Source organism: Pseudomonas sp. RA_15y_Pfl1_P11 (genome assembly GCF_963970975.1).
GTDB classification, from domain to species: domain Bacteria; phylum Pseudomonadota; class Gammaproteobacteria; order Pseudomonadales; family Pseudomonadaceae; genus Aquipseudomonas; species Aquipseudomonas tritici.
In genome coordinates, this window is record NZ_CAXAOY010000006.1 from 14426 (window position 1) to 36094 (window position 21669).

14 protein-coding genes and 1 pseudogene are annotated in these 21669 nt (G+C 57.2%); 9 read left to right on the forward strand and 6 right to left on the reverse strand.

Annotated elements, in window-relative coordinates; genetic code table 11:
* Nucleotides 1-78 precede the first annotated feature (78 nt).
* Together AACY44_RS09170 and AACY44_RS09175 are read right to left on the reverse strand one after the other, a co-directional pair.
* Nucleotides 79-1494, reverse strand: coding sequence for an APC family permease (locus tag AACY44_RS09170; RefSeq protein ID WP_339530095.1), 1416 nt, complete (start codon nt 1492-1494; stop codon nt 79-81).
* A gap of 531 nt (nt 1495-2025) precedes the next feature.
* Entirely contained in the window at nt 2026-2919 is an 894-nt protein-coding gene (locus AACY44_RS09175) for a LysR family transcriptional regulator (protein WP_339530097.1), read from the reverse strand.
* Nucleotides 2920-3532: 613 nt separating this feature from the next.
* On the opposite strand from AACY44_RS09175, the gene AACY44_RS09180 reads away from it, so the two are divergent.
* From AACY44_RS09180 to AACY44_RS27725, 3 genes and pseudogenes are all read left to right on the forward strand, one after another.
* The gene (locus AACY44_RS09180; RefSeq protein ID WP_339530099.1) at nt 3533-4858 is read left to right on the forward strand and encodes a hypothetical protein; all 1326 of its coding nucleotides are present in this window, start codon (nt 3533-3535) and stop codon (nt 4856-4858) included.
* An 891-nt stretch (nt 4859-5749) separates the two neighbouring features.
* Nucleotides 5750-6757 (forward strand): annotated as a pseudogene (locus AACY44_RS27720) (PDC sensor domain-containing protein); the annotation flags it as partial.
* 102 nt (nt 6758-6859) lie between these two features.
* Nucleotides 6860-7615 carry a methyl-accepting chemotaxis protein gene (locus AACY44_RS27725; protein WP_445261116.1) on the forward strand — a complete coding sequence of 252 codons (756 nt, stop codon included), beginning with the start codon at nt 6860-6862 and terminating at the stop codon, nt 7613-7615.
* 364 nt (nt 7616-7979) lie between these two features.
* On the opposite strand, the gene AACY44_RS09190 is transcribed toward AACY44_RS27725, so the two are convergent.
* Entirely contained in the window at nt 7980-9248 is a 1269-nt protein-coding gene (locus AACY44_RS09190) for a tyrosine-type recombinase/integrase (protein WP_339530246.1), read from the reverse strand.
* Between the two features lie 154 nt (nt 9249-9402).
* Nucleotides 9403-10317 carry a LysR family transcriptional regulator gene (locus AACY44_RS09195; RefSeq protein ID WP_038850482.1) on the reverse strand — a complete coding sequence of 305 codons (915 nt, stop codon included), beginning with the start codon at nt 10315-10317 and terminating at the stop codon, nt 9403-9405.
* 247 nt (nt 10318-10564) lie between these two features.
* On the opposite strand from AACY44_RS09195, the gene AACY44_RS09200 reads away from it, so the two are divergent.
* The 4 genes from AACY44_RS09200 to pgm all read left to right on the forward strand — a co-directional run bounded on the left by AACY44_RS09200 (nt 10565) and on the right by pgm (nt 16867).
* Nucleotides 10565-11587: a zinc-dependent alcohol dehydrogenase family protein gene (locus AACY44_RS09200; RefSeq protein WP_339420163.1), complete on the forward strand. Its 1023-nt coding sequence runs from the start codon at nt 10565-10567 to the stop codon at nt 11585-11587.
* Between the two features lie 703 nt (nt 11588-12290).
* Nucleotides 12291-13715 carry a hypothetical protein gene (locus AACY44_RS09205; RefSeq protein ID WP_339530103.1) on the forward strand — a complete coding sequence of 475 codons (1425 nt, stop codon included), beginning with the start codon at nt 12291-12293 and terminating at the stop codon, nt 13713-13715.
* Nucleotides 13712-15118: an aminotransferase-like domain-containing protein gene (locus AACY44_RS09210; protein ID WP_339420166.1), complete on the forward strand. Its 1407-nt coding sequence runs from the start codon at nt 13712-13714 to the stop codon at nt 15116-15118. Before AACY44_RS09205 ends, AACY44_RS09210 begins: the two co-directional genes overlap by 4 nt.
* A 105-nt stretch (nt 15119-15223) precedes the next feature.
* Entirely contained in the window at nt 15224-16867 is a 1644-nt protein-coding gene (pgm, locus tag AACY44_RS09215; protein ID WP_339437251.1) for a phosphoglucomutase (alpha-D-glucose-1,6-bisphosphate-dependent), read from the forward strand.
* A 55-nt stretch (nt 16868-16922) separates the two neighbouring features.
* Here pgm and AACY44_RS09220 read toward each other — a convergent pair whose 3' ends face one another.
* Nucleotides 16923-17618 (reverse strand): pirin family protein, encoded by a 696-nt coding sequence (locus tag AACY44_RS09220; protein WP_339420170.1) that lies wholly within the window; start codon nt 17616-17618, stop codon nt 16923-16925.
* A gap of 219 nt (nt 17619-17837) precedes the next feature.
* Here AACY44_RS09220 and AACY44_RS09225 point away from each other — a divergent pair, with 219 nt between their 5' ends.
* Nucleotides 17838-20285 (forward strand): UvrD-helicase domain-containing protein, encoded by a 2448-nt coding sequence (locus AACY44_RS09225; RefSeq protein WP_339437250.1) that lies wholly within the window; start codon nt 17838-17840, stop codon nt 20283-20285.
* Between the two features lie 23 nt (nt 20286-20308).
* Here the strand turns inward: AACY44_RS09225 and AACY44_RS09230 are convergent, their stop codons facing one another.
* Nucleotides 20309-20581: a DUF1652 domain-containing protein gene (locus AACY44_RS09230; RefSeq protein WP_339420174.1), complete on the reverse strand. Its 273-nt coding sequence runs from the start codon at nt 20579-20581 to the stop codon at nt 20309-20311.
* Nucleotides 20582-20943: 362 nt separating this feature from the next.
* Between AACY44_RS09230 and AACY44_RS09235 the strand changes: the two genes are divergently transcribed.
* A complete protein-coding gene (locus AACY44_RS09235; protein WP_370467914.1) occupies nt 20944-21648 on the forward strand; it encodes a helix-turn-helix transcriptional regulator in 705 nt (234 codons plus the stop codon).
* Nucleotides 21649-21669: the final 21 nt, after the last annotated feature.

A 21669-nucleotide genomic window follows, 5' to 3' on the forward strand; every position in this document is an offset into this window, starting at 1 on the left:
AGGCGTTCCCCCAGCGAACACCTTGGATTCAGCAATCGGAATGTGCTGCAGAACAAGCGCGGTGTTACTTATTCAAGGTCAGGCCGACGTCGGGATTTCATTCGCCATGTAGTTGGCTGCCTTGCGTTTCCCGTTGATAATCCCTATCACGGCTGCAATCGGCACGAGCCAAGGCAGAAAACCTACCAGCTCAGAACTGGAGCCGGTTAATTCGTGGAAGTTAGTGAGCGCAAGTATCACCACGAAGATCAGGCCCGCACCACCCAACAGTGGCGCAATAAAGCCTTGCCACAGAAAGCCCTGCCTGGTCTTTTTAAAGTAGGCAATCACGGCGATCGCGCCCATCGATTGCAGCACCAGTATGGCTAGCGTGCCCACGGCCACCATCCACATGTAAAGATTGCCGATCGGATCAGCGCCAGTGAGCATAAATGCCGACAGTATGAGAAGCGTAATGACGCTGAGCGCCAGGCTGGCGACGTGAGGACTGCTGTTTTTAGGGTGTACGCGGCTCAACGCATTAAACAGGAAGTTCGAGCGGGCAAGGGAGAAGAGGTATCGACACAGGGCATTATGGAATGACAACAGCACGGCAAACAGGCTGGTAACCGCGAGGACTTGCATAAGTTGGGTTGACCAGAGCCCGACAAATTTGCTGTTCATGTTGAACACGAAGTTAACCAGGTCGCCGGTTGCAGCGGCTTGTATATCGCTGCCCGAATAGGCGATGCCCAGGCACCATGTGGTGAGCGTATAAAACACGCCGATCAGCGCGATTGCAATGTAGGTGGCAAGCGGGATCGTGGTATGAGGGTTTTTCGCTTCTTCTCCGTAGAGGGTTGTTGATTCGAAACCCACGAAGCAAGCGAAGGCAAACATCATCGCGACGCCAAGGCCCGGAGCGCTCAGGTCTTTGGGTATGAAGTTGGCAAAGTTCATGGCTGCCGGGTCTGCCTGGATCAGTACCGCAATATCGAATACGACAAGAATCAACACTTCGAGGATCATCAAGACCCCGAGCACCTTCGCGGATATGTTCACGTCCAGGTAGCCAAATATACCGACGACGACAATCGCCAATAAGGCGCTTAGCTGCCAGGTGAACTCAATACCCGTATAGTTTTTAACAAGATCCGAGTTAAACGCGGAGAATGCGCCGTAAATACCTGCCAGCATGCAGATGTACGCAAGAATCGCGATGCCGGAGGCCGCATGACCTACGGTGCGGCCAATGCCCACTTTAACCAGCTCGGCAAATCCGCCCGCACTGACGACATAGCGACTCATGGCGGCAAATCCGATGGCAAATAGCATGAGGATCACCGACGCACATAGGTAAAGGCCTGGTGCACTGTTCCCGCCTATGGCAAACACGGCCGGCGAGCCACCGAGTGTCGCGCCCAGTGGCGCGGCGGCGGCGACAACAAAAAATACAATGTCGGACACGCCCAGCGAGTTTGTTTTCAGGTTGTCTTTTTGATCACGGTTTTGCATCACATCCTCCACGCGGAATACCATTCTGCATTGCCGTGACCAGGCGGCCTGTTGCGCGGCCCATTACAGCAATGCGATTTTTTATTCAGCAGTATTGAGTGGTGCACGGGCAGTGAACTTTTTTCGCCTGAGGGGCAAAGAAAAAAGTAGCCGATGCACTTTTTGAATTGGCAAAAATTCTTGTTGTTATGTCGGCCGGCGCAATTTCAGGAGGAAGCTGTGGCGTCAGTCATTTGAACGCATCCCGGCTGAGTAATGTGTCAACAGGCAACAGGACGGTTGTTTTTATTTTTTTCACATTCGACACCTATTGTTTTCTTAGCGGTCGGGATAAACGTTATTATTTTCTCGTTCACGCGAAGGCACTTTTAAACCTTATAGCGGCCACAAGTTTGTGTGGCGGCAGCATGATAATGTGACCATCTGAAGGGGGATTCAATGCGTTAAAGCTGATTGATCAATCACGCTTTGTGATGGGTTCAGCTGGCGTCACCGGCGATTTTTTGGGGGGGAGCTGTCACGCGCAACCGACTACCGGACAAAACTGATTTCAAACGTCTGCTCCGCACAATAGCGCAGCGCCCTGACACCAGGGCTTCGATTGCCCTGCAGGGTGGCTAGGGACATTGCGCTGAGCGATGCGTCTTCAATAGGAATGTATCGAATGCCGGGATGGTTATAGGCTTTGGTTAGTGACGACGGGAAGGTATCGAAGGCGCCCCCATAAGCGACTGCCGATATCACTTCAGGTATGGTTTTTACCTTGGCGGCCACTTTACTCGGCTCATTTCTGACGTCTGCCAGGCTCCAGTATGAAATTAGGTCGGACGGTGCTCCCTCGGCCGGAATGGCAAAGGGCTTATCGAGCAGATCCGCTACGGTCAGTGCACCCAGCGATGCCAGTTCGTGGGTCGCGGGAACGACGGCAACGCGAGGCTCCCTGAACAGCTCAACGTACTCCAGCCGTGCATCATGAGTCGGGATACGCATCAACACCACATCGACAAGGCCGCCCACCAGGGATTGCACCTGGTTTGTCATTTGCAGCTCAATGAATACCAGTCGGATATCCGGGTTCAGTCGTTGAAAAAGGGTGAACATCGGATGGGTGTATTCCGCTGCTTGATCGCCGAACATACCAACCTTCAGCACAGAGCGTTTGTTGTCGGAAAGCGCTTTGCATTCGACGATTGAGTTGTGCATGTCAGCCAGGATCACGCGCGCTTTTTTAATGAATATTTCACCCGCCTCCGTCAGCGAGACTGTGCGATTGGCACGCACGAAAAGGCGAAAACCCAGCTCGCTTTCCAATTTGGCGATCTGCGCACTGAGGCCTGATTGCGCCATATTTTCAATTTCTGCGGCTTTCCCAAAATGAAGGGTTTCGGCCAGTCTCACGGCGAGCAGCAGTTTCTTGGTGTCCATGTTCGATAGGACCGCATAAGAGAAGTTTAGGATTAGCTAGCAAAAATCGCACCTTGTCACGCACTGAACCGCCCGCGAACCCGGGACACCTCACGCAGTGGCGTTGCTGACGTTTGGCAACCTTACTACGGGCACCGGCAACATGTTACCGGAAAGATAAAACGGGAAGGCCTGTAACAGATAATTAGCTTGTAGGGTTTGCACCACGTTGGTGCTGGCGATTACTTCATGCTCTATGTGGGTAAAACAGTATATGAGCTAATAGCGGATAGCCTGGAAGTTGGCTCGACTATCCGAAAAATTGTGCTTTAAGTCGTGGGTGTGCACTGCTGCTTGTTTAGGTGAGCAAAATATCAGACGCTGATTTCCAGGATGAAATTGACCAATGAAGCGGATAGATGAGTTTCGGCCGATTGTATAGTCTGTCCTTGCACTACTGTGGCGTGCTGCGTCTATGTGGCGTAGGCGGCCGATAGAAATCTAATAATAATTAGTTGCTCGCATTAACTGCCGAAAAAAACTGCAACACTCCTTGGCGGTATTTAAATGCAGGGTTGATTCTCAACCTGTTTAAGGCACCGCTCCGTTCTAATAAAAACTTGGAAATGCCTCCATGCGCCAATATCCCATGCTCCGCTTTTGCACACTCGCAGCACTTGTCGGCACTGCAACTCACGCGGCCGCCTACGAGCTGTATGCCCAGGGCGACACTCATCTGAACGCCAACCTGGAGGCGGTGTTTGGCGCATTCCACAGTCAGGAAAATTATGCGCCTTCCGGTCGATTGCAGCCGGGGTCGTCCTCATGGCGGGAGGGTTACATCAAGTATGGCTTGAGCGGCGATCAGGGGCTTGGTGGCGCCGGGACGGCCTACGGCGCCTTCTCACTGCTCTGTTCAGGGACCTGGGGCGATGGAGACGCGGCCGGTTTTACCGATGGCTCTGAACGCACGACCAAGATCGAGGATGCCTATCTGGGGTGGCGTTCGGGAAACCTCTTTGAAGCCCTTGGCCAGGACGGCATCGACCTGTCATTCGGTCGACAGAATATTGTGGTGGGTGACGGTTTCCTGATTCAGGGCGACGCCCTCAACTTGGGGCGTGGCACCGCCGACGGCCAATTCAACCGTGGCGGCGCTTACTACCTAGCGGCGCGTAAGGCCTTTGACAAAACCGCCGTGTTGCGGATCGGCGGTAAGGAAGGCTGGCGTGGCGATCTGATGTGGCTTAAATCCGATAACCATGCGCAGGCCGATACCGAGATGTACGTCGGTACGCTGGAACACGTGGCTGAAGCGGGGACTGTTGGCCTGACGTACATCGACACCACCAGGATCAGTGAGCAGTACGCTTCCTCGCTGCAGCTTGAGCGTGACGGCATGAAGACCTACAGCCTGCGCGCAGCAGGTAACGCTGGTGTGAAAAACCTGTTTTTGTCCGGTGAATACGCCAGGCAGAACAAGCCCAATGCGGCGAATGAGGACGCCTGGTACCTGGAAGCCGGATGGACCTTTGCAGATGCGATGTGGAAGCCGAGCGCTAGTTACCGCTACAGCCGCTTTTCGGAAGGTTATGACACGTTGTTTTACGGCATGAGCCGGGGTTATGGCACTTGGTTCCAGGGTGAAGTGGCTGGTAACTATGCCGGCCCCTTCAACAGTAATTCGCGTATCCAGAACGTCACTCTGAAGGTCTCCCCATTGGGAAATTTGATCGTCGGCGCGCTGTACTTCAATTACGACGCCCTCGACCGAAAATTGGGTAACACCGATGGCCATGAAGTCGATCTGTATGCCGAATGGCACTTCAATGAACACCTGACTGTGATGCCGTTAATCGGTATCTACCAGCCAGACAAGAGCGCAGGGCAGGGGGGGACCCAGTTGGGTAATAACGACAAAAACGTCTACAGCCAGTTAGTATTTGCTACGACGTTTTGAGCGTAGTTGGGTGGCTAGCGCCACCCTTTTTCGTTCCAGCTTACTCCCATGAGGATGTACCCATGCGCACGATTACGGCGACCCTACCAAGCAAAATTACCCTGCTCGCGACTCTCTGTCTTGCCTTAATGTTGACGACGACGCCGAATTGACCCAAGTAACTATTAAAAACTGACCTCACCTCAAATGGGACCAATATGGAACGCGTCTAATTTTCGCGGTTCGATTATCAGGAACGGCAGCGCTTTGGTCACAGAGGCCAGTTGCATGATCAATACTGTCCCCATGGCGGCGAGTAATATGCGGTCAACGACGCCAATCATTCTCGCTAGGCCAATCCACTGGCCTCCGAGGGTCATGATTGCGGCGCCTGAAGATCGGTTCGAACAAGACGCTGATAGGTCGGGGAATGCGCGTATGACGTCATTGTTCGTCACCTGCTCCAGTCTGGGCATCAACTCATTCGGCTCCACCTTCAAGGACGCGATAGTTGACGTATCACCAAACCAGGCTCGTTAAAACGCGAGACCGGCCGATAGATGACATACCCAACAAGAAGTCAGTGGCTTAGGCCAACTGATGGTCAACAGGCATGCTGTTCACTTGCGAGATACTCCAATGCTCGATTCGATCTCCATCCGCTTGAAAATCACCCTGCTTTCCGGCTTGTGCCTTCTCGGTGTGATAGGTCTGATCGTCAGCCTGAACCTCTATCAGGGCAACCAGAACATTCAGGTGATCAGTGCCTCCAGCAGCAAGATGTTGACCGATAGTGGCCAAAATCTGCTGCAGGCTAAGGCCGCCGAACAGGCGGGTAACCTGCAGAGGGTCTTCGGGGACAGTCTGCTGATCATCACCGCCCTCTCAGACCAGGCGGCCAACCTGCGTAACATGGCCGCCCAGCGCGGCTTGCCGGCCTCAACATTACGCGAGGAACTTAACCAGAGTGTGAAGACAACATTCGATCGCAACCCGCAGATTCTGGGGCTTTGGCTGGTGTTCGAACCTAATGCTTTGGAAGGTAAGGACAGCGAGTTCGTTAACGACACGCCACGCGCATCCAACGAAAGTGGACGCTTTGCCAGCGCTTGGAACCGGGGTGCCGGCCAGTCGATGAACCTGGAGATTACCGAAAGCGATTTGCACAAGACCGAACTCAGCATCAGCGGTACCCCATACAACAGCTGGTACACCTGCCCGAGAGACAAGGGAATTACCTGCCTGACTGCGCCCTACGCAGACACCCTGGGCGGGCAAGCCCAAGTGATGACCTCGCTGTCGGTACCGTTGATTGCCGATGGCAAGGTGATCGGTGCTTTGGGCGTGGACCTCGCACTCGGCGCCCTTCAAGCTGCTGCAAGCGATGCCCAGCGTATGCTGTTCAACGGCTCGGGAAGCATGCTGATTGTGTCCGACAGCGGCGTGCTCGCGGCATACAGCAAGGATGCAGGCCAGGTCGCCAAACCTGTCAGCGTCACATTGGGTGAGGAAGGCAAGGCAATACTCACGGCATTGGCGCAAAAAAAACCGCTGGTGCTGGCCCAGAATGATTTGATCCGCGCCGTCTACCCCGTCGCGCCTATCCCCGACGCGCCGGCTTGGGGCGTGGTCATTGATTTGCCCAAACAGGTTTTGCTGGCCGACTCGGTAGCGCTTCAGACCTTGCTTGACCAGACCCAAACCCGCGACACGCTGGAGTCATTGCTGGTGGCCATCGGCGCCGGGCTGCTGGGCCTGACGCTTATTTGGTTCACTGCCTCCGGGGTGACGCGCCCGATCAACAGTGTCGCGCAGATGCTCAAGGCGATTGCCAGCGGCGACGGCGACCTGACCCAACGCCTGCACTACCGCAAGAAAGATGAACTGGGCGAACTGGTGAGCGGGTTCAATCGTTTCCTTGACAAACTGCAGCCGACTGTGGCGCAGATCAAGCAGAGCATTACCGATGCGCGCGGCACCGCCGACCAGTCTTCGGAAATTGCGCGGCTGACCAGTGAAGGGATGCAGGTGCAATTTCGCGAGATCGATCAACTGGCAACCGCCTCCAACGAAATGAGCGCCACCGCCCATGAAGTTGCCCACAGCGCCTCGAATGCCGCCCAGGCAGCACGCGGTGCCGACCAGGCGTCCAGGGAGGGCATCACCCTTATCGAGCGCAGCACCCAGGACATCAATGCGTTGGCCCGCGAGGTCAGCAAGGCCGTGACGGAAGTCGAAGCCCTAGCGGTCAACAGCGAGCAGATCGGTTCGGTGCTGGAAGTGATCCGCAGCATTGCCGAGCAAACCAACCTGCTGGCACTCAACGCTGCGATCGAAGCGGCGCGTGCCGGGGAAAGCGGCCGGGGTTTTGCGGTGGTGGCCGATGAAGTCCGCAACCTGGCCAAGCGCACCCAGGATTCCGTCGAGGAGATCCGCATGGTCATCGAACGCATCCAAACCGGCACGCGTGGCGTGGTGGCGACCATGCATTCCAGCCAGACGCTCGCCCAGGACAACGCCGGGCAGATTCATCAGGCCGTGCAGGCGCTTGGCAAGATCAGCGACGCGGTAACGGTGATCAGCGACATGAACTTGCAGATTGCAACTGCGGCGGAGGAGCAAAGTGCGGTGGCCGAAGAGGTCAATCGCAACGTCTCGACCATCCGTGGCGTGACCGAGACCCTGACGGAACAGGCCGCCGAGTCGGCGCAGATCAGCAGTCAGCTCAACGCGCGGGCCAATCAACAGATGAAGCTGATGGACCAGTTCCGCGTGTAACACGCGGCGGTATAGCGGCGTGTGACGGGTGGGACGGTAACTAGGCAACAGCGCATGTACTAAGCTCCGAAATGGCTGAAGTGGTAGACCCCCATCGGGCCGCGACATCGTCAATCGAGAGATGCTCGGCCTGGGTTGGACATCATTCTTCGCCGACGCCGCTTCCCGTCCGACGTGCTATGGGGGCGAAGAAAATGGCATAGTCCTGAATCACTCCTTCTTGGCCTTTGATACACCTCAAAAACAAGTCCAGAATTGAGTCTTTTCCTACTTCAGCAAGAAAATAAACCCCTTAGATTTCAATGGGTCGGACACCAGATACGAGTCTCGTTTCCTGCTCCATTCTCCTGATTTTCGTATATCGTCAATCTGTCGTCACTCGCCAAGCGTTTTGCCGTAGATGATCTAAATAGTCAGCCCATCGTTGAGCCGCTTCCCGGCGTTGCGCTAGCAGTTGCGCACGCGCATAAACAGCCCCTAGCGCACCTGGCATTCTGTGGGATAACGATAGTTCGAGCACAATTGGATCAATGCCCAAGTGCTCGTGTGCAATGGTTCTGTAGGTCGCGCGAAAGCCGTGAGCAGTGATGTTGTACTCCGGCCAAATACGCTGAAAGGACTTGAGCATGGAGGTCGGGTTTATGGGACGTCCCGGATAGACCGGCGAGACGAACACCCAGCCTTTGCCTTCTTCATCCACCACGCGGGTTTTATGTAGCTCGCGTAACAGAACCAAGGCCTGTTCAGGCAACGGCACGATGTGTTTGCTCTTGTCCAGATGCTTGGTCTTGCTCACCACATAACGCCAATCGGCGCCCACCAAGTCGACATCTTCCCAGCGCATCTGCACCAGTTCGCCTGGGCGGACCGGCAACATGACCAGCAGGCGCATTGCGGTGGCAACGCTGCCGTCGTTGCAGTCATCAAGGCGTAGAAGAAACCTGCCCAGGTCGGATGGCCTTTCGATCGCCGGGTTGCTGGTCACGATGTGGCGAATCTTCAACTCCTCGATATTACTGAGCGCCACATTGCGCTCCACCCAGCCGCGACCTTCGGCAAAGCCCAGAACGGCACGTATGATGGTGCGCACGCGCCGGGCCATGGCCATGGTGCGCTGGCGGCGCAACTCAGTGATGATTGTAGTGATGTGCTCCAACTTGATCTCGCTGATCGGTTTTTTGCCAATGGCAGGCAAGATGTGGTTGTTCAGCGCTCCGGTAAAGCCCGAGATGGATTTGGTCACCAATTCGGCAGACTTGAATGCCAACCATTGCTCGGACACGTAAGCGAAGGTGCGCTCTTCATTGAGCAACTGTGCCTCGATCTTGGCGGTCTTGGCCTTGAGCGGAGCGGTGTGGTTAGCCACGTCGCGGCGTGCGCCGCGGGCAATGTCGCGCGCCTCTTTGAGGCTAATGTCGGGGTAAGCGCCGATGGAGAAGCGGTTTTCCTTCCCATGCAGCCGATACTTCAATCGCCAAACCTTGGAAGGGGATTTGCCGACCTTACTCGACGCCCTCACCTCCAAGTAGAGGCCAGGAACTTCGCCATCGGCGTGTTTGCCAGGTTCGGTCAGTGAGCGGATCAAGGCATCGCTGAGTTTTCGTTTGAAAACAACCGGATTATTTGGGGGCATCGGTGGGGGCATCCTTTTTAAGGAACCGAAATTTGCCCCCAATTATGCCCCCATGAGTCGTGGAATCCATTGGATTTAGACAGACGGCTACGGATTTAAAAAAACCAGTAACTTGTTGTTATTAAACGGTTTTATGGAATTTAGTGGAATTCCGTTACAGGCTATCGGGGTCCCCAAAAAACATCTGAATCCGCGACCGCAACCAGCGCTCGCCCGGGTCATTATCCTGTGATCCACGCCACGCCATATGCAACTCAAAGCTACGCACCGGCAATGGCGGGTCTTCCGCACGCAACCCTCCCGCCGAGGTCAACGCCTCGGCCGCGTAGTCCGGCACGGTCGCGAGGATGTCCGTGCCCGCGAGCAAGGTGCCCAGGCCGTTGAATTGCGGCACCGCCAATACCACGTGGCGCTTGCGGTCGAGTTTTTCCAGTTCTTCATCAATGAACCCGCTCAAGTCACCGGCAAATGACACCAGCGCGTGGGGGCGGGCGCAGAAGTCGTCCAGGCTCAGCGAACCCGGTACGCTGTCGGCGCGCAGCAGTTTCGGCAGGCTGCGGCGCAATACTTTGCGCTTGGCGTTAGCCGGCAAGTCGGCGGTGTAGCTGACGCCGATGGAGATTTCGCCGGAGGCCAGCAGGCCGGGCATCAGGATGTAATTGACGCGACGCACGACCAGCACGATGCCGGGTGACTCCGCGCGCAAGCGTTTAAGCAGTTGAGGCAACAGGGCGAACTCGACGTCGTCGGACAGGCCGATGCGGAACACTGCGGTGCTGGTGGCCGGGTCGAATTCAGCGGCGCGGCTGACCGCGGTGGAAATGGAGTCCAGGGCCGGGGAGAGCAGGGCGAAGATTTCTACCGCTCGGGCCGACGGTTCCATGCTGCGTCCGGTGCGCACGAACAGCGGGTCATCAAACAGCCCGCGCAGGCGTGACAACGCCGCGCTGATGGCTGGCTGGCCGAGGAACAGTTTCTCGGCGGCGCGGGTCACACTGCGCTCATGCATCAAGGTTTCGAATACGATCAAGAGGTTAAGGTCGACACGACGCAGGTCGTTACGGTTCATCTTGTGTCCTGGAAGAGTCAGCTGACTTGACGAGAGCGGGCATATAACAACAATGGCCAGCACGAATCTTACGGGGAAAGGCTGTTACTCTGCACAGGAAAATTGAGTTTTCTTACAAGAGCTGAGGTCTATTCCTCAGACGCTGAATCAATGACAGACATGTCGACTATTAATGGCGACCGGTGGCCTTACCCGTAAAGCCCAGATAGAGTTCATGGCATTAGAGGTTACTTTGACGAGGTTTGCGATGTCCCGCACGATCCGTTTTCACAAGTTTGGTCCGGCCGAGGTGCTCAAATGCGAAGAGCATGCAGCCGCGCAGCCCGCACCGGGCGAAGTGCAGGTGCGTGTCGAAGCGATTGGCATCAGTTGGTATGACATTTTGTGGCGCCAGAACCTGGCGTCTTCCCATGCAAGATTACCGTCCGGTCTTGGCCATGAAATGGCCGGGGTGGTGGTCGCCGTAGGCGATGGCGTGGATGACTTCGCAGTGGGCGATAAAGTCGCCAGTTTTCCGGCCGAGAGCCCCAATGACTACCCGGTCTATGGTGAGCAGATCGTCCTGCCCCGTTCGGCCCTGACCCGGTACCCGGATCTCTTGAGCCCTATTGAAGCGAGCGTGCACTACACGCCGCTGTTGATCGCCTACTTCGCCTACGTGGACTTGGCACGGGTCAAGCCCGGGCAATTTGCCTTGGTGACTGACGCCAGCCACTGCGCCGGTCCGTCCTTTGTACAGCTGGGCAAGGCCCTTGGGGTGCGGGTGATTGCCGCTACCAAGGACAGCGCGGAGCGTGAGTATCTGCTGTCGCTCGGTGCGGAAAAGGTCATCGTCACCGAAGAGCAAGACCTGCTGATGCAAATCAACAAGTTCACCGACAACCGCGGTGTCGACGTGGTGTTCGACGGTTTGGGTGGCCCGCAGATGTCCTTGCTCGGTGACGTACTGGCACCCCGTGGCAGCCTGGTGCTGTATGGGTTGCAGGGCGGTAACCAGACGCCCTTCCCGGCGTGCGCGGCGTTCCAGAAGAACATTCAGTTTTTTGTGCACTGCATCGGTAACTTCACTGGCAAACCGGAGCTGGGCATCATTCAGGACCACGTAGCCTTGCAACGGGCGTTGCGCGATATCAACCAACTGACAGCCGACCGCGTGCTGGTGCCGTTGAAAACGACCGTGTTCCCGTTCAATCAGTTCGTGGAAGCGCACCGATACATGGACGAATGCCCGTGCCGCGAGCGTGTTGCGTTGCAGGTCGAAGCTGTTTAGTACGTAGGAAGGTTCTCAAACGCGTCTTCCTAGCACTTGGCGCATGGGGCAAATGCGCCATTTGACAGGGCTTAAACTGTATCCCCCCTTCAGGTGCCTGCTGGCACTTTAACCCCTGAATCCTGACTTTTTCGCTGACGCCGCCCTGAATTCCAGTGCGGCGTCTTTGTGTGCGCGTGAGTTTGGGCTGGCGGTTGCTCATCTGCACTGGTTTTCGCCAGGGTTCTGTATCTATTAATCATTATTCCAGCACTGATAATTGCGTCTTCACTTTCATCTCAAGGACTGAGCAATGATTGAATATCTGACACTACGGTTGCGAGCGCCTGAAACTAATGTCGCGGCGTTCACATGGCTTGAGGGAAATAGGTGCACTCATGAAAAGTTTCGTGCCCATGAGTGGGGAAGTTGGTTGGCGCGCGTGTCGGACAGTTCCTTTAATAGTCGGTTAACGGCGTGTAAGAGCCTGTCGGAAAGTTCCTAGGACTGTGATCGGATTTGTTTTGGCCCAATAGATCCAGAGGTTTACGCGCTTGCAGGTCTTGGGCTTTGCCCTCGGATACTCGTGTCGTTGTGTTGCACGGTGCTAGTGTCTAGTCATCGGCGTACAAAGCTGTGCGCGAATTTCCTACAGACGCAATCGGTCGAGCAAACACTGTCAGCAGTTGCTTGAAACTAATATTTCAACTCAGGTAGTAAAACGATGAGCACTATTCACGAACAAGCTATGAACTATGTTTACCAACAAGTTCTGCAGCGGTTGATCGGGCACTTTACTCGCGCAGAACGCACGGCACTCCAATTGCTGGTCCAGCGAATCGTCGTGGCAGCCGGCGGCATGGAGCAAGTGGGCGGTTACAAGGTGCTGGTGGCGCATGGTGGTGGCGAAGTGAGCAGCTACACCTTGGCGTTGTTGCGTGCCGCGCAGTTGACCATCGCTGGCCGCGCCCCGCGTACCTTTCACTTGAGGGTGGCGACATTGCGGCATGCGGGCATGACCGAGGGCAGGCTCGACAGCCTCGATCAAGGCTATGGCCGCCTGTTTCTGCACGATGATCCAAGGGTTGAGTTACTGATGGTGGATAACCAGGAAGTATTGCTCTTCAACCACCTGCGACCCGCCTCTGTCGTTGGGCGAGAAAGCAGCCAACGCAACAGGTTGATTGTCGGCCATCTGAGTTCCGGTGATTGCCGCGCTACGGTGTGCAGTGACACCTACCTGGCATTGGGGGATTTTTACCAGCGCGTTACCGCTTGGAATGGCGGGGTGCACGCACTGGTCAGCGCAGACTCCCCGCGCAAGCAGAGACAGTTTCTTGCATGGCTCAAGAACACGGCAGTGGGCTCTGGCATAGCCATGCCTGAGGCCTGGCCGTCGTCGCTGACCGGGCTGTTCGCACGTATGGACGAATGGAGTACCGGTTATTACCGTGATGCATACGGGGAGCATTATGTCGCCAGTGACAACCCCAGCAAGACCGGCCACCGGAACCTGTCCTACATCGGCATTGCCGATTTGCTGGACAACGTAGACCTCCCATCCTCGCCCATGCTCACCGACTTCATGGCCTTTGCCCCTGATCCGCTGGGGTTTCATTTCAGCCATCCAAGCTATTCCATCCCGCTGCTGATGGCCCATCTGCGTGGGTTGCAGGCTCAATGCTTGCGAGATATGAGCTATGAAGAAGGGGTGCAAAGCTTTATCCAACAGGCAGCACACTTCTTGAGTCGCATGAACATGCCCGACGCGTTACTCACGCAGGCGGGGACGCGTGAAGGGCGCAGCCAGTCGAGCACTCACGCCCAGCAGTTCTTCGGCCTGGACGAGACTCAATTGATTTGCCTGCTGTTTTCGCCGTTTATCCATCATGGCGAACGCTTGGAAGGCTATTTGCGCCAGTGCCATCCCGGCATGCTGGTTGCTTTGCCCGAGCTGCACAAGGTCCTGCAGGGCAAGCCGTGCGCTGAGATGTTGCAGCAATGGGTCACCGACACCAGCGGCTTGCCAATGCCCTTGCTGCAGCACCTCTATCGCAAACGTCCGTTGGTCAACGCGGGCGGCAAATTGCGCAGCGCGGGTGCCACGGCCTATGACAGCGCGCAGGCCTGTCAATTGTCCGGGCAATGATACTGCGCGGCGAACGGCGGGCGGATTTCGCGTATCAGGCGGTTTACCGCTACATGATCAACCTGATTAACGACATCAGTACCGACGCGCGGGTAAAGCTGCCGTCCCTGCGGCAATTGGCGGGGCGCCTGAACGTGTCGATCTCGACCGTCCAGTACGCCTACTCGCTGCTTGAGAAGGAGGGCAGGGTCTATTCGGTGGCCAAGTCGGGCTATTACGCCTGGCCTATGTCGGCAAACCCGCTGGCGTGGGTCGCTGGCGACCTGCTCGATCGGCTTTACGCAGCGGCGCGCCGCCCGGGCATGGTGGTGCTCAGTGGCGATGAACCTGCGTTGCTGGTGTCGCTGGATAGCAACCTGTTGCGCCTAGAGCGGGAGTTGGTACGCCAATACCCGCAACATCTGCAACCCTGGGCCCAGCCCTGCGGTGTCTGGGAACTGCGCGCAGCGCTGGCGGCGCGTTATACCTCTTCGCCCACTCGTTGTTGGCATGCCGATGACGTCTACATCGGTGCCGACCTGCGCGGTGTACTGGACATCCTCGTCGAAGTCTTGGGCCTGAGGGGGACGACGGTAATTGTGGAATCACCCTGCGACTGGCTGGTCTTGCGCCTTCTCCAGGATGCCGGGGTACGTATTATCGAGTTGCCCTGGACGCTGCAGGGGCGTCTGGACCTGGTGACTCTTGACCAATTGTTGTGCGATGAGCCGGTGCACCTGGTGTTGCTGTCTTCGGCAGTCAGCCTGCCGGCAGGTGTGGCTATGCCGACCCAGGACCGCCTGGCCGTTGCGCAAATGCTCGATCAGTACGGTTGCTGGCTGTTGGAAAACGACACCTATGGCGAATTGGGGTTTACAGAACCGCAGGCAGCCTTGCGCGAACTGGTGAACCCCGAGCGACTGATGGTGTTTTCCTCTTTCGAGAAAGTCCTTGGGTCGGAAGCCCCTTATGGTTATCTGCTGTCTCGGCGCATGAGCAGTGAATTGCAGCGACAGTTCCTGCTGCGTTCCTTTCGGTTGTCGTCGATTCGCCAGCGCGCGATTGCCCGTCTTTATCAAAGCGGTCGCATCGACCAGCACCTGCGCACACTGCACCTGCAGTTGCGCCAGCAGGCAGAGGAAATGCGTCATCGCCTGGAGCAGCATCTGGGGGACCAAGTGGCCTACCGCGCGCCAACTGCCGGGGCGACGTTTTGGTTGGGCTCCACAAAGCCTGTGGATATGCGCCAGGTGTTCCAGCGCCTGCTCGCCCAGCAGGTAGTGATTGCGCCCGGCGAGTTGTTTAGTGTCAGTGGCCTGCATCAACAGAACCTGCGCTTGAGCTACGCCTTTCACGGGCAACCCGACCTGGATATCGCCCTGGCTGCTATAAGCGAAGCACTGCAGCAGGCACAGAACGGTTGATTGCGTGAAGTTTCTCTTACTGTTGTAGGATCGATAGCGTCGCGCAGCAGTCCAAGTCTCAGTAAACTGCCATTTTTTCCAAATCCTTCTTTCCGAGGTTTATGCATGACAATCAGTCCTTTTGCGGGCAAGCCGGCGCCAGCCCAGTTGCTGGTGGATATCCCGCGACTGGTGACGGCCTACTACACCGGCCAGCCTGATGCAGCAATCTCCACCCAACGTGTGGCTTTCGGAACCTCCGGGCACCGGGGCAGCTCATTCGAATTGAGCTTCAACGAATGGCATGTGCTCGCCATCAGCCAAGCCATCTGCCTCTATCGTGAAGCCCAGGGTATCAACGGCCCATTGTTTGTCGGCCTCGACACCCACGCGCTGTCGACGCCCGCCGGTGCCAGCGCGCTGGAAGTGCTGGCTGCCAATGGCGTGCACGTGATGCTGGCCGAAGGCGATGAGTACACGCCGACCCCAGCAATCTCCCACGCGATCATCTGCTACAACCGTGGCCGCACCAGCGGCCTGGCCGACGGCATCGTCATCACGCCGTCGCACAATCCGCCGCAGAGCGGCGGCTATAAGTACAACCCGCCCAACGGCGGTCCGGCTGATACGCACGTCACCAAGTGGATCGAAGCCAAGGCCAATGAACTGTTGGCCAACAAACTGGCCGGGGTCAAGCGCATCACCCATGCACAGGCGCTCAAAGCCGACACCACCCATCGCCATGACTACCTCAACAGCTATGTGGCTGACCTGGTCAATGTGATCGACATGGACGCCATCCGCAGCGCCGATCTGCGCCTGGGTGTGGACCCGCTGGGCGGAGCAGGGGTGCGCTACTGGTCGGCCATTGCCGAGCACTACCGCCTGAACCTGGACGTGGTGAACACTGAAGTCGACTCGACTTTCCGCTTCATGAGCGTCGACTGGGACGGTCAGATCCGCATGGACCCGTCCTCCAGCTACGCGATGCAAGGTCTGATCGGTCTCAAGGATCGCTTTGATGTGGCCTTCGCCTGCGACCCGGACCACGACCGCCACGGCATCGTCACGCCGTCCGGTGGCCTGTTGGCACCGAACAATTACCTGGCAGTGTCCATCGATTACCTGTTCCAGAACCGTCCTGACTGGCGCGCTGACGCAGCCGTGGGCAAGACCGTGGTCAGCAGCGGCCTGATTGATCGCGTGGCTGCACGTATTGGCCGTCGCCTGTACGAAGTGCCGGTCGGCTTCAAGTGGTTTGCTGATGGACTGTTCGACGGTTCGTTGGGCTTTGGCGGCGAAGAAAGCGCTGGCGCTTCGTTCCTGCGCAAGGATGGCAGCGTATGGAGCACTGACAAGGACGGTTTGATCCCGGCGCTGCTGGCCGCGGAGATGACCTCGCGCAAAGGCCAGGACCCAAGCCAGATCTACCGCGGCCTGACCGACGCCCTGGGCGAGCCGTTTGCGATTCGTGTGGATGCCAAGGCCACGCCGGCGCAGAAAGCCTTGCTCGGCAAGCTGTCACCGGACCAAGTGATGTCGACTGAATTGGCCGGGGAACACATTCAGCAGATCCTTAGCCACGCACCGGGTAACAACCACGCGATCGGCGGCTTGAAGGTGATGACCGAAAACGGCTGGTTTGCTGCACGGCCATCGGGGACTGAGGACATTTACAAGATCTACGCCGAGAGCTTCATTGGCGAAGATCACCTCAAACAGTTGGTGGAAGAAGCGCAGGTATTGGTAGACGGCGCCATCTCCGAGTAACACTTACAAAACCCAATGTGGGAGCGAGCAGGCCCGCTCCCACATTGGGACAGCGTCAGGCCAGGTCGACCAAGACAATTTCACTGTCTTCGATGGCGACAACACGTAACACCTGCTCATCCTCTACCGCAATGCCGTCACGAGCGTGCGCACGCAAGCCATTGACCTCAATCACTCCGGTCGCAGGCACCAGATAAGCGCGTCGACCGCTGTCCAACCGGTATTCAGCACTTTCCCCAGCCTTCAGATTCGCCGCAACGAGCCGCGCATCCGCCCGAATACGCAGGCTTTCGCTATCACCTGCCTTGCCACTGGCCAGCGTTACAAATCCTTCGCGATCACCTTTCGGAAACGGCTTGGCTCCCCAGGAAGGCGGCAATCCGGCTTCATTCGGGATAATCCAGATCTGGAAAATCTTGGTCGGCGTATCTTCCAGGTTGTACTCGCTGTGAGCGATCCCGGTGCCTGCACTCATGACCTGTACATCACCCGCTTCGGTGCGGCCTTTGTTGCCGAGGTTGTCGGCATGGCTGATCGCACCTTCACGCACATAGGTAATGATTTCCATATCGCGGTGTGGGTGCTGCGGGAACCCGGTCCCCGGCGCGATGATGTCGTCGTTCCACACCCGCAGGTTGCCCCAGTGCATGCGGTTGGGGTCGTGGTACTCGGCAAATGAAAAGTGGTGATGAGCGTCGAGCCAGCCGTGGTGGGCGCCGCCCAAGGAAGTGAAAGGTCGAAGTTCAAGCATGATCGTCTCCTGTGGATGCGCTTATGATCCTGCAGCTCATGATCGATAAAAAGCGTAAAAAATGCCTGATTCCTATCGATTTACTTGATTGCTTAGTGGCGTTTTGACTTTCAGTTCATCGCCTAACTGCATGACTGCAAAGCAATTGGCTGGAACTGAGCGTCGATTCCGGCGACCATGGGGCCTTATGTAAACACCTTGTTCACCGCAGGAGTCCGCGTGTCGCAACAACCGCCTGATTTGCCCCCCGAACTGCGTCCCCTGGCTGAAATGCCTTGGTTGAAGCGCCTGGCCGCGCGCCTGTTTGGCCATGGTCTGACTCGCTTGCGCGCCCAGCACCGGTTTTCATGGCTGCACGGTCAGGCCGACGGTTTTCGCAGCGGACATGAAGCGGGTGTGGAATATGGCTATCGCGAGGGCAAGGCTGATGGCCTCGAGGAAGGTCGGCAAGTGCTGCTGATTCGCGACTTCCGCCCGGACGAGCACCGTGCGCCGGGAGTTGATGACAGTCTGTTTGATGACTGGCACCTGCCGCTCACCGCCGAGTTGAAAAAGCGCATCAAAGCTGATGTTGCGCGATTGTTGCCGGCTCACGCCCAGCCCAGCGCGGCGCAATGGAAGATGATTTTCAGCGATACACCGTCTACCTCGGTGATTGCCGGTGCCGGTGCCGGCAAATCAACCTCCTTGGTACTGCGTATTTTGCTGCTCACCCATTACCTGGGCTTCGAGCTGAGCTCAATGACGGTGGTGACCTTCACCCGTGAGTCGCGCAAAGACTTCATCAACAAGCTCATGGAAGTTTTTAGTCTGTGGGGCCAACCCCTTGTTATTAAAGAAGCTCAAGCCGTGGTGCGCACCTTTCACTCGCGCATCCTGCCGATGGTGCGCAGCTTGCCGGGCTTTGAGCGCCTGCAAGCGTTCGAGAACCTGAACTCGGGCGTTGAAGACGCTGACAGCAACCCCTTCGACCTGCGTATCAACGAAGCCCAGCGCCAGCAGATGAATGCCTGCTATCACCGGCTGCATGGGCAGCACGCGCGTTTTCGTGAGCTGATTGCGCCGCTCGCGCGCCACGGGCTGCAGCTCAAAGAGTTGGAACGGGATCATCCGGATGTGCAAAAGCGCATGGCCGTGACCGAGTTGGCGGCCAAGCGCGATGAAGAACTCTGCGATGCGATCGAGGACCTGTGGTTCCGTGCGGGCGCCTGGCCGATCAAAGGCATTGAGCCCAATCGGCAGACTGTGGAAATCAATGGTGCGCAATTTCACTGCCATGGCTATATCCGCGAGCTAGACGCTTGGGTGGTACTGGGCTTTGATTCACGGGAAAACGCCCAGCTCAGCCGGCCCAACGCAAAGTTGTCACTGCGCGCAGAATGGGCCGTTAAGCGCACACTGTTTCAAGCTTTCTGCCGTAAGCCTCTGATATGGCTCGATAGTTATGAATCATCAAAGCGGCTTTTATGCAGCTTCGCCGGTGATGCCAATGCCGGGCCAGGCTTTGATTACAAGGTTAAAGGCGAATTGGCTTCGGCGCCGTTGCTGGACAGTTTCGTGATGGCTGCCGGGTTCATCGAGAACCTGGGCCTGGACGTACCGACTGCGGTTGGGAAGATGAGCTTCGCCAAGGATGACCCGGACCGCTTTTTCTTCGAAGCCCTGAGCATCTTCTGGAAAGCCCTGGAAGATCACCTGCTGGACCAGTCGCCACCGATCATGACCTACAACCGCATGTTCTCGCTGTTTGGCGAAAATACGCCGGAAAACCTCAAGCTGCTCAGCGACACGCTGTTGCGGCCCCTGTCGCATTTAATGATCGATGAGTTCCAGGACGTTTCGCCGCAAATTGTCTCGTGGATCCGCGCCAGCCTGCGCGAGATCCGCAGCCGTGGCCCGGCCATGCACGTCGGGCGCGGCGCCCAGCGATCATCGCTGCTGTGCGTGGGGGACGACTGGCAGTCAATCTACGGTTGGCGCGGGAGTTCGCCCAAATACTTTATGGCGTTCAACAACGAATTCCCTTCACCGGCCACCACCCGCGTGATGCTGGGCGAGAACTACCGCAGTCATCAACACATCATCGACGCGGCCGAGCATATTGTGCGTGCCGCGCCGGCGATCCCCGGCAAGAAGGCCAAGGCCAGTGGCGCGCCCAAGGCGTTGCAGCCGGTCAAGGTGCTGGAACGGGACGACGCGGCATTGGGGCGGCTGTTGCTGGAGCACTACCAGAAGGGTGATTCAGTGTTGATGTTGTATCGAAAAAGCAGCGATAAGCTCTTGATTCAAGAGTATATTCAGCCTGTAGTTAATGTGGATTCTAGCTTGCCGCCGTCGATGCGCAGGTTGAAGCAACTGACCTATCACAGTGCCAAAGGCTTGCAGGCTGATGTGGTATTTCTGCTTGGGGATTGCCAGCATGTCACGAGCTCGCCTTACAAGAACCAGGTGTACCGCATGGCGGGCCTGGGTAAGGAGGGTGATAGCGAGCCGTATGACAATGCGCAAAAAGATGAGGTGCTGCGCTTGGCCTACGTGGGCATTACCCGGGCTGTGAGCCACTGCTATTGGTATGTGGAAAAGCCCGAAGGAAAGGCGGTGAATATGCCTAAGGCATCGGAGCGGGTGGATGGCAAGAAAGCGTTTTTTGACGATCAACGCAACTAAAGACACACAGGACCCAATGTGCCTTAGGCCCGCAATGACTGCGGCGGCACAAACGACTCCAGCTCATCCTCCACCGCTTCAATAATCCGCTCCACATCCGCCGCATTCATCACCGTTGCACAGGGGATGCCGGCGATGGCAATCAGCGTCTCGCCGCTGGTGCGGTCGAACAGGCGGACGATCATGCTGCCGGGCGCGTCCATGCTGCCCTCGAAACCCATCGGATGAAAATGCCAGCGCATCAGCTGGCAGGCGTTGGGGAACGTCACTTTGTTCATGTTGCCTACCGTGTTCATTGAGCGCTTCCTTTAGCTCGCGGCAAGGGGGCCAGGACCTTCACTGGTCATGGCGTCGAAGCATTAAAAATAGCATTCGTTCGCAACCACAAGGTGACTTTTTTGGCCCCGTTCGGCAGTTGTTTTCCATTAGTTTGATGTGTGTCATGTCCTACTTGAAAGTAGGCGAAAGGCCACTAGTCAGACGTTCCAATTGACCATTGAAGGCCCCCGCGAAATTCGGCACTCTCCACGGTTTACCCGCCGCCGAGCCTGCCATGCCAGACATCGCTGCAGACGATGACGCCCCGCAATCACAGGTCACACGTGAACGGGTGATGCGCCACCACCTGTGTTGGCGCCATCGGGATCTTTAGGGCGTGATGTCCTACTACCACCCGGACATCCAGTACCACGATTTTTTCCAGAACCGTGTCGTCGGTTTTGCTGAGTTACGCGAATACCTGCAAGCCAGCATGCCCCGCGAGGCTGACGAGGCGATTGAGCATACCGACCGTATTCGTGCCGAGGGTGACACCGCGTTCATCCAGTACCGCATCACCCTGCGCGGCGGCCAGGGGCTGGTGTCGTTTCGCACCAGCGAGGCCATCACCGTGCGGGATGGGTTGATCTGGCGGGTCAACGAGTACGCGTCCCTGGTGCATGAGCTGCCGGCCCAAGCCGCGCGGCCTTCGGTCAGCCGTCTGGGCCTGTCGCCGCAGCAATTGGGGCACATGGCCAATGACCTGCAGCACTATTTTGAGCGCAAGCAACCCTACCTGGACCCGGAGTTGGACCTGCAGCGGGTTTCCAAGGAGTGTGGCTATAGCCGCAATCAGATTTCCTACCTGCTGAACCAAGTGCTGGGGCAGAGCTTCTACCGCTACGTCAACCAGGCCAGGCTCCAGCATTTGCTGGCCGCGCTGGATAACACCGTACCGCCGATCAAGGTCGACGACCTGGCATTTGCCGCCGGTTTCAACTCACTGTCGGCGTTCTACAGCGCGTTCCGCCAGCACACGGGCCAGTCGCCCAAAGCCTACGTCAAACAAATTTCCCTGCGTGCACGCACGCAAGACAGCCCATAACGGCGCGCTCTAGTATCCACC

Coding starts and splice junctions, on each gene's coding strand:
- AACY44_RS09170 (WP_339530095.1), bottom strand. CDS start 1,494: ATGCAAAACCGTGATCAAAAAGACAACCTGAAAACAAACTCGCTGGGC.
- AACY44_RS09175 (WP_339530097.1), bottom strand. CDS start 2,919: ATGGACACCAAGAAACTGCTGCTCGCCGTGAGACTGGCCGAAACCCTT.
- AACY44_RS09180 (WP_339530099.1), top strand. CDS start 3,533: ATGCGCCAATATCCCATGCTCCGCTTTTGCACACTCGCAGCACTTGTC.
- AACY44_RS27725 (WP_445261116.1), top strand. CDS start 6,860: ATGCAGGTGCAATTTCGCGAGATCGATCAACTGGCAACCGCCTCCAAC.
- AACY44_RS09190 (WP_339530246.1), bottom strand. CDS start 9,248: ATGCCCCCAAATAATCCGGTTGTTTTCAAACGAAAACTCAGCGATGCC.
- AACY44_RS09195 (WP_038850482.1), bottom strand. CDS start 10,317: ATGAACCGTAACGACCTGCGTCGTGTCGACCTTAACCTCTTGATCGTA.
- AACY44_RS09200 (WP_339420163.1), top strand. CDS start 10,565: ATGTCCCGCACGATCCGTTTTCACAAGTTTGGTCCGGCCGAGGTGCTC.
- AACY44_RS09205 (WP_339530103.1), top strand. CDS start 12,291: ATGAGCACTATTCACGAACAAGCTATGAACTATGTTTACCAACAAGTT.
- AACY44_RS09210 (WP_339420166.1), top strand. CDS start 13,712: ATGATACTGCGCGGCGAACGGCGGGCGGATTTCGCGTATCAGGCGGTT.
- pgm (WP_339437251.1), top strand. CDS start 15,224: ATGACAATCAGTCCTTTTGCGGGCAAGCCGGCGCCAGCCCAGTTGCTG.
- AACY44_RS09220 (WP_339420170.1), bottom strand. CDS start 17,618: ATGCTTGAACTTCGACCTTTCACTTCCTTGGGCGGCGCCCACCACGGC.
- AACY44_RS09230 (WP_339420174.1), bottom strand. CDS start 20,581: ATGAACACGGTAGGCAACATGAACAAAGTGACGTTCCCCAACGCCTGC.
- AACY44_RS09235 (WP_370467914.1), top strand. CDS start 20,944: ATGTCCTACTACCACCCGGACATCCAGTACCACGATTTTTTCCAGAAC.